Below are 14,977 nucleotides of genomic sequence, written 5' to 3' on the forward strand. Positions count from 1 at the left end.
GGTGTTTCCTTCTGACACGAGGACTTTCGCAGGAGGGAAGGCAGCCGCGCTGTCCCCGAAAGTCGCAGGTCGGCGCAACGATCGTCGCGTCGGCGGGGGCGGACTGCCGTACGGGGCGGTCCCGTTCAGCTCCCGGCGGCCAGGTCCGACGGATCCGTGTTGGCCCCGCACAGCACCACGGCGACGCGCTCGCCGAGCGGTTCGGGGGCGGCCCGTACGGCGGCCAGGGCCGTCGCGGCGCCCGGCTCGACGACGATCCGGTGCTCCTCCCACAGCCTCCGCCGGGCCGCGGTGATCGCGGCGTCGGGCACGAGGACCGAGCGGACTCCCCCGGCGCGGGCGGCGGCCAGGGCGTCCGCGGAGACGCGGGTGGCCCCCAGCGAGTCGGCGGCCACCGAGTCCACCGGGACGTCGACGGGCCGGCCCGCCTCCAGCGCCGCGGACAGGGCCCGGCAGCCCTCCGGTTCGGCGGCGGTGACGCGCACGCCGTGCTCCCGGGCGGCGGTGGCGACCCCGGCGAGCAGTCCGCCGCCGCCGACGGCGACGACGACCGCGTCCAGGCCCGGCAGGGCGGCCCGCACTTCTTCCAGCAGGGTTCCGGCGCCCGCCGCGATGAGGGGGTGGTCGTACGCGTGGGAGGCGAGGGCGCCGCTGCGCGCCGCGAACTCCGCGCAGGCGGCCTGCGCTTCGGCGTACCGCTCGCCGACGAGGCGGACGTCCGCGCCGTAGCCGCGCAGCCGGTCCACCTTGATCCGGGGCGCGGTGGCCGGCAGGAAGACGGTGGCGGGTACGGACTGGGCGCGGGCCGCCCAGGCGCAGGCGAGGCCGGCGTTGCCGCCCGAGGCGATGGCGACTCCCGCATCGGGAAGCGTCCCGGCGGCGCGGTGCGCGGCCAGGAAGTTGTGGGCGCCGCGGGCTTTGAAGGAGCCGGTGTGCTGGAGGTACTCCAGGGCGTACCAGACGCCCCCGCCGGCGGGCGCCACGGCGGCGGGCCGGACGGCCCCGGCGATCCGGGCGGCGGCGGCGCGGACGGCCGCCGGGTCGAGCTGCTTCTCCACGGGGGCGGATCCCTTTCGCTGGGGGGGCGGGGCGGCGCCGGGGCTACTGCTGCGGGGTGTCGGGCCGCGCGGCGTCGATCAGCCGGCGCAGGGCGGCGGCGTACACGGCGTGGTCGGTGAGGACGGGCAGGACCCGGGGGAGGGCGCCCGTCAGGACGGGGAACTCCTCCGGGTCGAGGGCGGCGATGGCGGTCCGCGAGGCGGCGGTGGCGGCGGCCGGGTCGCGGTGGTCGACGAAGGCGGCGCAGCCGAGGGTGAGCAGGTACATGCCCCGGTAGACGGCCATCGCCTCGGCGGGGTCCATCCCGGCGGCCGTACTGTCCGCGAGGGAGGGCTCGACGAGCCGGGCCAGCAGCTCGCGGCCGGTCCACGGGCGGCTCCCGCGCAGCACCAGCAGCCCGGGGTGGGCGACGAGCAGCCGGTAGAGGGCGGTGAAGCGGAGCTCCGCGGCCTCGGCCCAGCCGGTTCCGGCGGGTACCTCGGGCAGGCGGCGCGCGAGGTGGTCGGTGCACAGGTCCAGCAGGCCCGCGAGGTCGGTGCAGCGGCGCTGGACGGTGGCGTGGGAGACGCCGAGCCGTTCGGCGAGGACGCGGAAGCTGAGTGCGCCGGGGCCGTCCTCGTCGATGATCCGCAGTGCGGCCTCGGCGATCGCCGACGGGGTCGCACGGTCCAGGGCGGGTGATCTGCGGGGCATGCGATACATCGCATCAGCCACTGTCACAAAACCGTGGGGTCCCCGATCGTGTGACAGCCCCTACACCCATATTGCTGGTCATCACGGCACAAACCATCGGCTTGCGTTGACAGCGGGTAGCCGCACCGCTGCACTGGGCGCACCACCGCCCCCTCGCAAGGAGTCTCCGTGCCGCCTCGCCTGCGTGCCTCGCTCCCCTGCCTCACCGCGGCCGCCCTGCTCGCCCTCGGGCTGGCCCCCGCCCCCGCGGCCGCCGAGCCCACCGCGACCTCGGACACGCCGCTCGCCCTGACCCCGCCGATGGGCTGGAACAACTGGGCGCACTACATGTGCGACATCGACGAGGCGAAGGTCGTCGCCAACGCCGACGCGCTCGTCGCAAGCGGCCTGGCCGCCAAGGGCTACGACACGGTCACCGTCGACGACTGCTGGATGACCAGGAGCCGGGACGCGGACGGCAACCTCGTCGTGGACACGGAGAAGTTCCCGCACGGCATGGCCTGGCTGGGCGAGTACCTGCACGCGAAGGGCCTGAAGTTCGGCATCTACCAGGACGCCGGCTCACTCACCTGCGAGAAGTACCCCGGCAGCGGCTCCCCCGACGGCGGCGGCCCCGACCACTACGCCCGGGACGCCCGGCTGTTCGCGTCCTGGAAGGTCGACTACGTCAAGATGGACGGCTGCAACCTGTGGGTGCCGCCCGGCAAGACGAAGGAGCAGGCCTACCGCGACGCCTACAACGCGGTGGCCCGCGCGCTGCGCGACAGCGGCCGGCCCATGGTGCTGTCGGCGTCCGCACCGGCCTACTTCCAGCAGGGCGAGTGGGGCTCGGCCGACTGGCACAAGGTCATCGACTGGGTCGGCGAGACCGGGCAGCTGTGGCGCGAGGGCAAGGACATCAAGGTCTACAGCCCGGCCGCACCGGCCGCCTCGCGCTGGAGCTCCGTCCTCGGCAACTACGGGTACAACCGCTGGCTCGGCCGGTACGCGGGCCCCGGCAACTGGAACGACCCCGACTTCCTCATCGCGGGCGCCCCCGGCCTGACCGACGCCGAGAGCCGCAGCCAGGTCGCGCTGTGGGCGATGATGGCCGCCCCGTTCATCCTGTCCTCCGACGTCTCCGCACTCACGCCCGGCGGGCTCGCCGCGCTCGGCAACACCGACCTGATCGCCCTGGACCAGGACCCGATGGGCCGCCAGGGCGCGGTGGTCTCCGCGAACGCCACCTTCGAGGTGCTGGCCCGGCCGCTGGCGAACGGGGACCGGGCCGTCGCCGTCCTCAACCGGTCCGCCGCCACCCGCGACATCTCGGTCCCGCTCGCCGACATCGGGCTCTACGGCTGCACGGTGACCGCCAAGGACCTGTGGAGCGGCGGCCGCACGGAGGTCGCCGCCAACCTGACGGGCAGGCTCGCCGGCCACGACACTGCGGTGTGGCGGCTCACCCCGCACGAGGGCTGCGGGGACGCCGTCCCCACCGGCCAGATCACCGGTGACGGCGTGAAGTGCGCGGACGGCGCCAACACCACCGGCGTCGGCGCGGTCGTCCTCGCCGGGTGCACGGCCGCCGCCGACCAGCGGTGGGTCGTCGCCCCCGACGCGACGCTCCGGCTGGCCGGCCAGTGCCTGGCCGCGGGCGCCGACGGCCTCGTCGAACTGGCGCGCTGCGCGCCCCGGCAGCCGGGACAGCGCTGGACGCACCGCCGCGACGGGGCCCTCGTATCGGCGGCGTACCGGCTCTGCCTGACCGCGCCCGCGCCGCCGGCCACGGCGGACGCCCCGGCCGAGCGCCTGCGGCTCGCCGACTGCGGCGACCACCGGGTCGACCAGGCCTGGTCACTGCCGGTCTGACGGTACGCCGGGCAGGTGCCCCGCGGTGCGGCCGCCGGGGGCATCCGCCGGACGGCGCCGTCCGGCGGATGCCCCGCTCCCCCCACCCCGTGCCCGGCGCCCCGAGCCCGGCGCCCCGAGCCCACCCGTGTCCCGCCTCCCGCAGCGACGGAGCCATGACGAACCACCCCGAACGCCCGGCGGCGGGCCGCGGCGGGCCGCGCCCGCACGCGCGGGCCCCCCGCCCCGCCTCCCGCACCCGCACCCTGGCGGCGGTTCCCGCCGCGCTGCTCGCCCTCGCGCTGGCCGCCGCCCTCCCCGGCCCGGCCCCCGCCCGGGCCGCCTCGGCCCCCGCACCGCACCGTGCGGGCGCGGAGGCGGCCCGCGCCTTCGACGCCGGCCCCGCGCGGGCCGCCCTGCGGCGCCTGCTGCCGCGGCACGCCGCCCAGTTCACCCTCGTACCCGACCGGGCGGCCGGCCCGGACACCTTCACCGTCTCCGGACGGACCGGCGCGATCATCGTCCGCGGCTCGACCGGCGCGACCCTGCTGACCGGCGTCGGCTGGTACCTCCAGCACGTCGCCGGCGTCGACATCGGCTGGCCGGGCGAGAGCACCGGCATGCTGCCCGCCCGCCTGCCCGCGGTGCCCGCACCCGTCACCCGCAGCGCCCAGGTGCCCCACCGGTACGCCCTCAACGACACCGACGACGGCTACTCGGGCCCCTACCGCACCTTCGCGCAGCACCAGCGGCAGATCGACCTGCTCGCCCTGCACGGCGTCAACGAGGTGTTCGTGCAGGTCGGCGCCGAGTACCCGTACCACCGGACCTTCCAGCACTTCGGGTACACCGCCGCGGAGCTGCGCGCGTGGATCCCCGGCCCCGCCCACCAGAGCTGGTGGCTGCTGCAGAACCTGAGCGGCTTCGGCGGGCCCGTGTCCGAGCGCCTGATGCGCGAGCGCGCCGCCGTCGGCCGGAAGATCGCCGAGCAGCTCCGCGGCCTGGGCATGACCCCGGTCCTGCCCGGCTACTACGGGACCGTCCCGCCCGGCTTCGCCGCCCGCAACCCGGGCGCGGCCACGGTGCCGCAGGGCGACTGGGCGGGCTTCGAGCGGCCCGACTGGCTGGACCCGTCCTCGCCGGTGTTCGCCGAGGTGGCCGCCCGCTACTACGCCGAGCAGCGCGCGGTGTTCGGCGACAGCACCATGTACCGGATGAGCCCGCTCCACGAGGGCGGCACGGCCGGCCCGGTGGACGTGCGGGCGGCCTCCGGCGCCGTCCAGGCGGCCCTGCACGCCGCGCACCCCGGGGCGCTGTGGGCGGTGCTGGGCTGGCAGGACAGCCCCCGCCAGGAGCTGCTCGCGGGGACGGACACCTCGAAGCTGCTCATCCTGGACGGCCTGTCCGACCGGTACAACCGCCTGGACCGCGAGGCCCGCTGGGGCGGCGCCCCGTACGCGCTCGGCACGATCTACAACTTCGGCGGGCACACCACCATCGGCGCCAACACCTCCGTGTGGCTGGACCGGTTCGGCGCGTGGCGGGCCAAGGAGGACAGCGCACTGCGCGGCACGGCCTACCTGCCCGAGGCCACCGGCACCAACCCGGCCGCCTTCGACCTGTTCACGGACCTCGCCTGGGAGCCGGGCCCGATCGACCACCGGGCGTGGTTCGCCGCGTTCGCGGCCCGCCGCTACGGGCGGCCCGACAAGGAGGCGGCCGCGGCCTGGGAGGAGCTGCGCAAGGGGCCCTACAGCACCTCGTCCGGGCTGTGGTCGGAGTCCCAGGACAGCCTGTTCACGGCCCGGCCGAGCCTGACCGCGGCCGCGGCCGCGCACTGGAGCCCCAAGTCGATGCGCTATCCGGCCGATTCGGTGCGCCGGGCGCTGGACCACCTCCTGAGGGTGGATCCGCGGCTGCGCGGCTCCAGCGCCTACCGCTTCGACCTCGTGGACACCGCCCGGCAGGCGCTCGCCAACCACTCGCGGGTGCTGCTGCCGCGGATCCGCGCCGCGTACACGGCCCGCGACCTGGCCGCGTTCCGCGAGCTGACCGCCGCCTGGCAGGACGCCGAGCGCCGGCTGGACGCGCTGGCGGGCTCCGACCCGAACCTGCGGCTCGGCACCTGGCTGGCCGCCGCCCGCTCCTGGGGCGCGGACCGCGCGGAGCAGGACCGGTACGAGTACGACGCCCGCTCGATCCTGAGCGTGTGGGGCCGGCACAGCACCAGCGAGGGCGGCTTCCTGCACGACTACGCGAACCGCGAATGGGGCGGCCTGGTTCGGGAGCTGTACGCGCCGCGCTGGGCGGCGTACTTCGCCTCGCTGGAGGAGGCCCTGGTCGGCGGGACCGCGCCGCGCGCGATCGACTGGCACGCCTTCGAGGAGGAGTGGGCCCGGCGCACCACCCGGCACTCCTCCGGGGCGCAGGGGCCGGCCGGGGACCCGTACGCGCTCGCCTCCGGCGTGGCCCGGCTGCTGGCGGCCGCAGGGTAGCCGGGCACACCCGCACCGGCTTCACCCGTTCGGGGGAATTGGGCTCCTCCGGGGAGGGAGAACCCGGCATCCGCCCGCCGCACGGGGCGGGCACTCGCTTCACTGTCCCGGAAGCGAACAGGGGCGGCCGCCGGGGGATCCGGCGGCCGCCCTTCCGACGCCGTGACGGCATGACACGAGCAGGAGTGCAGCGAGCATGTCCCACACCGGACACGAGCGGCCCGGCCGGTCCGGGCAGGAGGGCCCCGCGCAGGGGGCACCGGCCGCCGAGGGCCGGGAGGCCGCCGCGCCGCCGCCGGCCCCGCCTGCCGCCGGTGAGCGGGTGCCGGACCCGTCCCGGGAGGGCGCCGGGCGGGTGCCGGGCGTGCCGCAGCCCGGCGATCCGGTCGAGCTGCTGACGGACGGGGTGGTGGAGCTCCGCAAGCGCGGCGGGCTCGCCGCGCGCCTGTCCGGCCCGGCCGAGGGCCGCGGACCGGACGCGGAGGACCGGCTGGAGGCGGTGGCCCGGCAGGCGGCCGAGCGCGTCGCGGCGGAGGGCAACCCGCGCGTGTGAGCCGCCGGAGGGAGCGCGCGGCGGGACACTGGAAGCGTCGGGTGGCCGGTCGGCGGACGGACTGCACATGGCGGGCGGGAAGACGGTATCCGGGCGGCGGCGCCTCCTCCTCGGGGGCGCCGCCTGCGGGCTGCTCGCGGCGTGCGCGGGCCTGGCCGCGGCGGAGCTGGCCGCGGCGGCGGTCCGCCCCGAGGCGGCCCCCGTGGCCGCGGTGGGAGGCACGCTCGTCGACCTCGCCCCGGCGGCGGTGAAGGAGTGGGCGGTCCGCACGTTCGGGACCGCCGACAAGCCGCTGCTGGCCGCCGGGATCCTGCTCGTCCTCGCCGCGGTCGCCGCGGCGGCCGGCGTGCTCGCCGCGCACCGCCCGCGGGCGGCGCGGCCGCCGCCGCGGGCGTCGGGCTCCTGGGGGGCGGCCGCCCTGGGCCGGCCGGGGCCTCCTGGCAGGACGCGCTGCCGTCGGCGGCGGGGGCCCTCGCCGCCGCTGCGGTGCTCTACGGGCTCGTCCGCGCCCTGCGCCGGCCCGGTCCCGCGGGTGCGCCGCCCGGCGGTGCGCGGGCGATGGACCGGCGCCGCTTCGGGCGGCTCGCGGCGGGCGTCCTCGCCGCCTCGGCGGTCGCCGGGTACGCCGGCCGCCGGCTCGGCGCGCACGGCTCGGCCGAGGCCACGGCCTCCCGGGCCGCGCTGGTCCTGCCGCCGGCCGCGGTGCCCGCGCCGCCGGTTCCGCCCGGCGTCGACCCCCGGGTGCCGGGGGCGTCCCGGTTCTTCACCCCGAACCGGGAGTTCTACCGGGTGGACACCGCCCTGGTGGTGCCGCGGGTGGACGCGGGCGCGTGGCGGCTGCGGATCCACGGCGAGGGCGTCGCCCGCCCGCTGGAACTGGACCTGCGCGAGCTGCTGCAACGTCCGCTCGTGGAGCACGACATCACCCTGACGTGCGTGTCGAACGAGGTCGGCGGCCCGTACGCGGGCAACGCCCGCTGGCTCGGCGTCCGCCTGGCCGACCTGCTGCGCGAGGCCGGCGTACGGCCGCCGTCGGAGGGCGGCCCTGCCGACCAGCTGGTGGCGCGGTCGGTGGACGGGATGACGCTGGGCACGCCGGTCGAGACCGTCATGGACGGCCGGGAGGCGCTCCTCGCCGTCGGGATGAACGGCGAGCCGCTGCCGTTCGCGCACGGATTCCCCGTCCGGATGGTCGTACCGGGGCTGTACGGGTACGTGTCGGCCTGCAAGTGGCTGCGGGAGCTGCGGCTGACGACGTTCGCCGCGTACGACGCGTACTGGGTGCGCCGGTCCTGGGCGGCGCGGGCGCCCGTCAAGACGCAGTCCCGGATCGACACCCCCCGCCCGTCCGCCCGGCCCGTGGCGGGCCGGATCGCGGTGGCCGGCGTGGCGTGGGCGCAGCACCGCGGCATCTCCCGGGTGGAGGTGCGGGTCGACGGCGGCCCCTGGCAGCAGGCCCGGCTCGCCGCAGCGGACGGGGTGGACACCTGGCGGCTGTGGTCGTGGCCGTGGGAGGCATCCCCCGGGCGGCACACGCTCCAGGTGCGGGCGGTGGACGGCACGGGGGCCGTGCAGACGGCGGCCCGCGCCCCGGTCCTGCCCGACGGGGCGACGGGCCTGCACACGGTGGCCGTGGACGTCGTGCCCCCCGGATGGGGCGGGGCGGCATAGGGTCGGGGCATGGCGCAGACACAGCAGACGCTTGACGGGAAGGTCGCCTTGGTCGCCGGTGCGACGCGGGGCGCGGGGCGCGGCATCGCGGTCGAACTGGGCGCGCAGGGCGCGACGGTGTACGTGACGGGGCGCAGCACGCGCGGCCGGCGCTCGGAGTACGACCGGCCGGAGACGGTGGAGGAGACCGCGGAGCTGGTCACGGCGGCGGGCGGGAAGGGAATCGCGGTCGTCGCCGACCACCTGGTGCCCGAGCAGGTGGAGGCCCTGGTCCGGCGGATCGACGCCGAACAGGGGCGCCTGGACGTGCTGGTGAACGACATCTGGGGCGGCGAGCTGCTGTTCGAGTGGGACGGCACCGTGTGGGACCACGACCTGGACAACGGGCTGCGGCTGCTGCGGCTCGCCGTCGACACCCACGCCATCACCAGCCACTTCGCGATGCCGCTGCTGCTGCGGCGGCCGGGCGGACTGGTGGTGGAGATGACGGACGGGACCGCCGAGTACAACGCGAGCCGGTACCGCGTGTCGTTCTTCTACGACATCGCGAAGTCGGCGGTGCTGCGGATGGCGTTCGCGCTGGGGCACGAGCTGGGCCCGCGCGGGGCGACGGCGGTCGCGCTGACGCCGGGCTGGCTGCGCTCGGAGATGATGCTCGACACCTTCGGGGTGACCGAGGCGAACTGGCGGGACGCACTGGAGCGGGTCCCGCACTTCGCGATCTCGGAGAGCCCCGCGTACGTGGGCCGGGCGGTCGCCGCGCTCGCCGCCGACCCGGAGGCCGCCCGCTGGAACGGGCAGTCGCTCTCCAGCGGGCAGCTCGCCCGGGTGTACGGGTTCACGGACCTGGACGGGAGCCGGCCGGACGCCTGGCGGTACCTGGTCGAGGTGCAGGATCCGGGCCTGCCGGCGGACACCGCCGGCTACCGCTGATCCGCCGCGGCCGCGTCGGCGGGCGGCTCGAAGAACCGGGCCACGTCGGCGTCGGACACGTCGGCGAGCGCGGCGGGGTTCCAGCGCGGGGTGCGGTCCTTGTCGACGACCTGGGCGCGGATGCCCTCGACGAGGTCGGGTGAGCGCAGGGCGTTGCAGGAGACCCGGTACTCCTGGGCGAGGGCCTCCTCCAGCGAGGTGAGGGCGGCGGTGCGGCGCATCGCGGCGAGGGTGGCCTTCAGCGCGGTCGGCGACTTGGCGAGGAGCGCCTCGGCGGCCTCCTTCGCGGCCGGGTCGTCCTCGGCGAGGAGCCGGTCGAGGGTCTCCTCGACGGTGTCGGCGGCGTGGCAGCGGTCGATCCAGTGCCGCCGGGCGGCGAGGACGCCCGGGGCGGGTTCGGTGGCGAACCGCGCGACGGCCTCGCGGGCGGGGGCCTCGGCGAGGGCGGCGGCCAGGTCGGGGAGGCGTTCCGCGGGCACGTGGTGGTCGGCGAGGCCGCACAGCAGCGCGTCGGCGGCGCCGACGGCCGAGCCGGTGAGCGCGAGGTGGGTGCCGAGCCGGCCGGGGGCGCGGGAGAGCAGCCAGGTGCCGCCCACGTCGGGGACGAAGCCGATGCCGGTCTCCGGCATGGCGACGCGGGAGCGCTCGGTGACGATGCGGACGCTGCCGTGGGCGGACACGCCGACGCCGCCGCCCATGGTGATGCCGTCCATGAAGGCGACGTACGGCTTGGGGTAGCGGGCGATGAGCGCGTTGAGCCGGTACTCGTCGCGCCAGAAGGCGGCCGAGGCGGAGGTGCCCGCCTTGGCGTCGTCGTGGATGGCCCGGATGTCGCCGCCCGCGCACAGGCCGCGGTCGCCGGCGCCGCGGACGAGGACCTGCTCCACCTCCGGGTCGTCCGCCCAGGCGCGGAGGACCTCCTCCATGCGCAGCACCATGGGGTGTGTGAGGGCGTTCAGGGCCCGGGGGCGGTTGAGGGTGACCACCCCGGTGCGCCCCTGCCGGTGGGCCAGGATGTGGTCGGCGGCGTCTTCGCTGTTCACGGCAGCCAGTATGGACGGTCGGCTGCGGGGGCGGGAGCGGTGGGCCCGCCAGGCGGCCAGGGCCTCGGCGCGGGGCCTGCCGGGGTGGCGGGCGTGCCAGTCGCGCAGGAAGCGGTTGAACTCGAACTGGCCGCCGATCTCCTGGGGTCGGGCGGCGGCGGTGCGGGTGGTGTGCCAGTGGGCGACGGCCTCGGCGAGGGTGCGGCCGGCTCCCTGGGCGATGTAGTCCCGCATGGCTGCGTCGAAGTGGAAGGACGGCCCGATCTCGCGGGTGAAGAACTCCCTGAGGACCTGGCTGCACCGCTGGCCCGGCGGGATGGCCGTACGGCCGTCGACGGGCGCGGCGAGCTGCCGGCCCGCCCTGCGGGGGGCGGGCCGGACCGGTTCGGCGGCCGGGCGGCCGTCGAGTGCGGCGGCCAGCCGCGCGGTCACGGCGGCCTTGCCGCCGCCGGAGGAGAGCCCCATGGCCCGGGCGAGCGCGGTGAGCTCGGCCAGTGTCCAGTACCAGCGCTGCAACTCGGCACCGGTCAGTTCGGCTGTCAGGGAGGGCCGCCCCTCCCCCTCGTTCGTACGCATGTTCGCATCATAGGGGCGCCGGACACGCCTCCGCCGCGACCCGGCGCCCTTCCGGCCGGACGGGCGCGCCTACCGGGCCTCCGGGGTTGCGGCGAGGGAGTGCAGGTAGCGCATCAGGGTCATGAGGACGTCGCGGCTGGAGTCGCGGCGGCGGGCGTCGCAGACGACGAGCGGGACCGACTCGGGCAGGTCGAGCGCGGCGCGCAGCTCCTCCAGCGGGTGCTCGGGCGCGTCGGGGAAGGCGTTGACGGCGACGACGAAGGGCACACCGCGCTCCTCCAGGCGCCCGATGACGTCGAAGCTGACCTCCAGCCGGCGGGTGTCGACCAGGACCACCGCGCCGAGGGCGCCCTCGAACAGTCCGCGCCACAGGAACCAGAAGCGCTGCTGTCCGGGGGTGCCGAAGAGGTACAGCACCAGTTCCTCGTTGATGCTGATGCGGCCGAAGTCCATGGCCACGGTGGTGGAGGTCTTGCGCTCCACCCCGGCCGTGTCGTCGACTCCGACGCCTGCCTGCGTCATCGTCTCCTCGGTGGTGAGCGGGCGGATCTCGCTCACGGAGCCGACCAGGGTCGTCTTGCCGACGCCGAAGCCGCCGACGATGACCACCTTGACGGCGGCCGCCGCCGTGGCGGGGAGGGCGTCCTCGCTCCGGGGGCCGGCCGGGGGATGACCGCGGTGGGGGGCCGTGGGCGGCGGCTCAGAGCTTGCGTAGTCCATCGATGACTGCCTCTATCAGTGCCAGGTCGGGGAGTTTGGCGGGGGCGACGGGCGGGCGTGAGAGCACGTGGCCGGCGGTGACCAGGTCGCCCAGCAGGACGGTGACCACGCTGACCGGCAGCGCGAGGTACGCGGAGATCTCGGCCACCGACAGCGGTGACCTGCACATCCTCATGATCGCTGCGTGCTCGGGTTGCATCCCGGGCCTGGGCCCCGACTTGGCGATGATCAGGGTGACGAGGTCGAGCGGGACCGGGGACACCGGTCCGCTCCGCCCACCCGTGATCACGTAGAGCCGCTCGGGAGTGCCGTCTTCCCAGTCCCGGCCCGGGTTGCTCACGCGGTCAGCCCTCCCCCGGGCGCGGTGGCTCCGGAGGCGTCTCCGGCCCGCGGCGGGCTGCTCAGGTGCTCGCCGATACGGGCGACCAGGTCGCGCATGCGCTGGCCCATCAGGCCTGCGTCGACTCCCTCGTCGGCCAGGACGGCCAGGTAGGCGCCCGCGCCGGCCGCCATCAGGTAGAAGAACCCGCCGTCCATCTCGATCACGACGAGCCGCATCCGGCCGCTGCTGTGCGGGAGTTCGGCGGCGACGGCGCCGGCGAGGCTCTGGAGTCCGGCGCAGGCGGCGGCGAGCCGGTCGGCGGTGTCGGTCTCCGTGCCGTACTGGGCCATGCGCAGGCCGTCGGCGGACAGGACGATGACGTGGCGGGTCTGCGGAACGCTTTCGGCCAGGTCCTTGAGCATCCAGTCCATGTTGCTCTGCTGCTGACTCATGGCTGTTCCCCCTTGCTCGCCGTGTTAGGCGAGGCGTCTGTGTTCGGGCTTGCTGCGGCACGGCGGCTCGGGACGGTCTTGCTGCTGCTGTCCCCGGTGAGGCCGCCCTGGAAGGCGGCCAGCCACATGCCGGGTTCGGGTGCGGGTGCGGCGGCCGTGGCGGGTGCGGCCGGCGCCGCGGACGGGGCCGCGGCGGTCTCGTCCGGGGCCGCCGCGCGGGTGCGGCGGCGGCGCTGCGGGAGGCCGGTCGCGGTCCGCTCGGTGACCAGGGGCACCTCGTCGTCCTCGGGATGCCGGGGGCCGGTCGCGGGGCGGCCGGCGGCCGGCGGGCGGACCGCGGCGGGCGCGTCGTCGGAGGCCGCCGCGTGCTCCCCGGCGGCGGACCGGTCCTCGACCGCGGCGGGCAGCGCCTCGGGGGCGGCGGGGGGCAGGGTCTCGGCCCCGCCGACGGGCAGCGCGGCCCGGGGGCCGGAGGCGGTGCCGATGCCGTGGGCGACGCCGCTCGCCGAGGCACTGGCGGTGATCAGGGTCTGCGGGATGACGAGGACGGCGCGGACGCCGCCGTACGCCGACGCGCGCAGCGAGACCTGGAAGTCGTAGGCCTGCGAGAGCCGGCCGACGACCGCGAGGCCCAGGCGGGGCGTCTCGCCGAGGTCGGCGAGGTCGATGCCCTCCTGTGCCTGGCGCAGCATCCGCTCGGCGCGCCTGCGGGCCTCCTCGCTCATGCTGACGCCGCCGTCCTCGATCTCGACGGCGATGCCCGAGTTCACGTCGACGGCGGTCAGGTGGACCTTGGTCTGCGGCGGCGAGTAGCGGGTGGCGTTGTCGAGGAGCTCGGCGAGGGCGTGGATGAGCGGTTCGACCGCCGGGCCGACCACGGCGACCTGGGAGACCGAGTGGAGCTCCACGCGCTGGTAGTCGATGATCCGGGACATGGCGCCGCGGAGCACGCTGTAGAGCGGGACGGCCTTGGACCACTGGCGGCCGGGGCGGGCGCCGCCGAGGACGGCGATGGAGTCGGCGAGGCGCCCGATGAGCGCGGTGCCGTGGTCGAGGCGCAGGAGGTCGCCGAAGACGTCGGGGCTGCGGCCGTGGCGGTCCTCCATGTCGCGCAGTTCCTGCGCCTGCTGGTGGACGATGGCCTGGACGCGGCGTGCGATGTTGACGAAGGCGCGCTGCGCGGAGTCGCGCAGGTCCTCCTCGGCGACGACGGCCTCCAGGACGGAGCGCAGCACGGCCTGGTGGGCGGCGCGGAACTCCGGGGTGAGCCCGGGTCCGTGGGTGCCGGGCTCCTCCAGGGAGGCGAGCACCTCCTCCGGGAACTCTCCCTTGCGCAGGCGCTCGACGACGTCCGGCAGGAGCTCCTGCGCCAGGCGGACGGTCTCGGTCTGCTGCCGGGCGAGGGCCGCCTCCTGTGCGGCGACGGCGGCGCGCAGGACGGCGACGGCCCTGCTGCGCCTGGCGGCCACGGCGCAGGCGAGGGCGACCGCCGCGAAGGCGACGGCGCCGACCCAGGCGACGGGCGTGCGGGCGGGTGCGGAGACCGCTGCGACGGCGATCGCCGCGGCAACTGCGGTCGCCAGGGCGGGAAGCGCCCAAACGACGGGTGAGGTGGCCCCTGGACTACCGGGCGACGATCCCACGCGAACCATCAGAACCCTCAAACGATCGAAAGCGAATGATCATAGGACAACGGCCCGGAATCTTAGCGGCTCCGTGCACGGCACTTGACAGCAGGTCATGATCCGGACAGTACAACCGGGTTGAGTCCTGCGTTTCTGTCCGAAACCCGGCCGTGTGCCGGTCGGGGCCGTTTTCCCGTGGTTTGCTACTGGCTGGTACCCCGCGCGGAACCGGTGGTTCCCCCGGGGGCAGAATGATCTTCGGCAGAGCCCCGCCACTCGTCGGCTCGCCTCCTCACGGACCCGCACGGAACAGGAGCGCACGCGTTGAACCAGGCGACGCGCGAACAGGCCCAGCACTTCCTCCGGCAGGACGAGCGGCTCGTCGCCGCCTGTGCCTTCGAACTCGACCCGGGCGTGCCGTACCCGCCCGAGTCGCTCCTTGCGCCGCCGGAGCCCCCGGCGCTCTCCCGGCGCATCGAGGCACGGATCCCGCGCCCCCTGCGCCAGTTCGTCCACGCGAGGGCGGCCGACGCGCACCACCCGCGCCCCGCCGCCGCAGGGGACTCCGCAGTCCGCCGGCCGGACGCGGCGGGCTCGCGGACGCCGCACGGGGCGGGCATGGAGGGCGGGTGGGAGAGCGCGGCCGGCCGCTTCCTCGTCAGCCGGGCGAACGCCCACGGCTCGGCGGGCGGGGTCCTCGCCGTCACGGACCGGCGCTGGTTCGCCCTGGCGGACGTCACCCCGCTGTGGCGGTCCACGCCCGTCATGCGGGAGTTCTGGGAGGTGCCGCGGCAGGCCGTCTCCGCACTGCGGGCGGGCCCGCGCGGGACGGCGCAGACGGGGCGCATGGACATCGAGTTCACGGACGGGTCCTGGGTGGCGGTCCTCGCCGTCCCGGCATCGGCGGCGCGGCCGTTCGCCGAGGCATCGGTCTACCACCGCTGAGGCGGTGCGGGGGCCGGGGCGCCAGGCATCCCGGGCTGGTGGTCTGTACCAATCCTGCGC

12 protein-coding genes and 2 pseudogenes are annotated in these 14,977 nt (G+C 76.3%); 6 read left to right on the plus strand and 8 right to left on the minus strand.

What is annotated here, in order from left to right:
- Nucleotides 1-125 precede the first annotated feature (125 nt).
- Nucleotides 126-1,058, minus strand: a complete 933-nt coding sequence (locus MUK52_RS03870) for a serine/threonine dehydratase (RefSeq protein ID WP_284574639.1) — start codon at nt 1,056-1,058, stop codon at nt 126-128.
- A gap of 43 nt (nt 1,059-1,101) precedes the next feature.
- On the minus strand, nt 1,102-1,752 hold the full coding sequence (locus MUK52_RS03875) for a TetR/AcrR family transcriptional regulator (protein WP_114055203.1): 651 nt from the start codon (nt 1,750-1,752) through the stop codon (nt 1,102-1,104).
- A 168-nt stretch (nt 1,753-1,920) separates the two neighbouring features.
- Between MUK52_RS03875 and MUK52_RS03880 the strand changes: the two genes are divergently transcribed.
- The 5 genes and pseudogenes from MUK52_RS03880 (at nt 1,921) to MUK52_RS03900 (ending at nt 9,234) form a co-directional block, all read left to right on the plus strand.
- On the plus strand, nt 1,921-3,603 hold the full coding sequence (locus MUK52_RS03880) for a ricin-type beta-trefoil lectin domain protein (RefSeq protein ID WP_246042487.1): 1,683 nt from the start codon (nt 1,921-1,923) through the stop codon (nt 3,601-3,603).
- A gap of 155 nt (nt 3,604-3,758) precedes the next feature.
- A complete protein-coding gene (locus tag MUK52_RS03885; protein WP_284574643.1) occupies nt 3,759-6,077 on the plus strand; it encodes an alpha-N-acetylglucosaminidase in 2,319 nt (772 codons plus the stop codon).
- A gap of 196 nt (nt 6,078-6,273) precedes the next feature.
- A complete protein-coding gene (locus MUK52_RS03890) occupies nt 6,274-6,630 on the plus strand; it encodes a hypothetical protein (protein ID WP_284574645.1) in 357 nt (118 codons plus the stop codon).
- A 67-nt stretch (nt 6,631-6,697) separates the two neighbouring features.
- Nucleotides 6,698-8,301, plus strand: a pseudogene (locus MUK52_RS03895) (molybdopterin-dependent oxidoreductase).
- 9 nt (nt 8,302-8,310) lie between these two features.
- Complete coding sequence (locus MUK52_RS03900) at nt 8,311-9,234, plus strand: SDR family oxidoreductase (protein WP_284574647.1); 924 nt, start codon at nt 8,311-8,313, stop codon at nt 9,232-9,234.
- On the opposite strand, the gene MUK52_RS03905 is transcribed toward MUK52_RS03900, so the two are convergent.
- The 6 genes and pseudogenes from MUK52_RS03905 to MUK52_RS03930 all read right to left on the minus strand — a co-directional run bounded on the left by MUK52_RS03905 (nt 9,225) and on the right by MUK52_RS03930 (nt 13,999).
- Nucleotides 9,225-10,250, minus strand: coding sequence for an enoyl-CoA hydratase/isomerase family protein (locus MUK52_RS03905; RefSeq protein WP_472912883.1), 1,026 nt, complete (start codon nt 10,248-10,250; stop codon nt 9,225-9,227). The genes MUK52_RS03900 and MUK52_RS03905 overlap by 10 nt on opposite strands.
- Before the next feature lie 255 nt (nt 10,251-10,505).
- Nucleotides 10,506-10,853, minus strand: a pseudogene (locus MUK52_RS03910) (DUF6434 domain-containing protein); the annotation flags it as partial.
- A 69-nt stretch (nt 10,854-10,922) separates the two neighbouring features.
- Nucleotides 10,923-11,573 carry a GTP-binding protein gene (locus MUK52_RS03915; protein ID WP_114055199.1) on the minus strand — a complete coding sequence of 217 codons (651 nt, stop codon included), beginning with the start codon at nt 11,571-11,573 and terminating at the stop codon, nt 10,923-10,925.
- Entirely contained in the window at nt 11,554-11,913 is a 360-nt protein-coding gene (locus MUK52_RS03920; protein ID WP_114055198.1) for a DUF742 domain-containing protein, read from the minus strand. Before MUK52_RS03920 ends, MUK52_RS03915 begins: the two co-directional genes overlap by 20 nt.
- Nucleotides 11,910-12,347 (minus strand): roadblock/LC7 domain-containing protein, encoded by a 438-nt coding sequence (locus MUK52_RS03925; protein WP_114055197.1) that lies wholly within the window; start codon nt 12,345-12,347, stop codon nt 11,910-11,912. The genes MUK52_RS03920 and MUK52_RS03925 overlap by 4 nt, the downstream gene beginning before the upstream one ends.
- Entirely contained in the window at nt 12,344-13,999 is a 1,656-nt protein-coding gene (locus tag MUK52_RS03930; RefSeq protein WP_284574652.1) for a sensor histidine kinase, read from the minus strand. Before MUK52_RS03930 ends, MUK52_RS03925 begins: the two co-directional genes overlap by 4 nt.
- Nucleotides 14,000-14,296: 297 nt before the next feature.
- Here MUK52_RS03930 and MUK52_RS03935 point away from each other — a divergent pair, with 297 nt between their 5' ends.
- Nucleotides 14,297-14,917 carry a hypothetical protein gene (locus MUK52_RS03935; protein WP_114055195.1) on the plus strand — a complete coding sequence of 207 codons (621 nt, stop codon included), beginning with the start codon at nt 14,297-14,299 and terminating at the stop codon, nt 14,915-14,917.
- The last annotated feature ends 60 nt before the right edge of the window (nt 14,918-14,977 follow it).

Source organism: Streptomyces sp. 2P-4 (assembly GCF_030167965.1).
Classification (GTDB): domain Bacteria; phylum Actinomycetota; class Actinomycetes; order Streptomycetales; family Streptomycetaceae; genus Streptomyces; species Streptomyces globosus_A.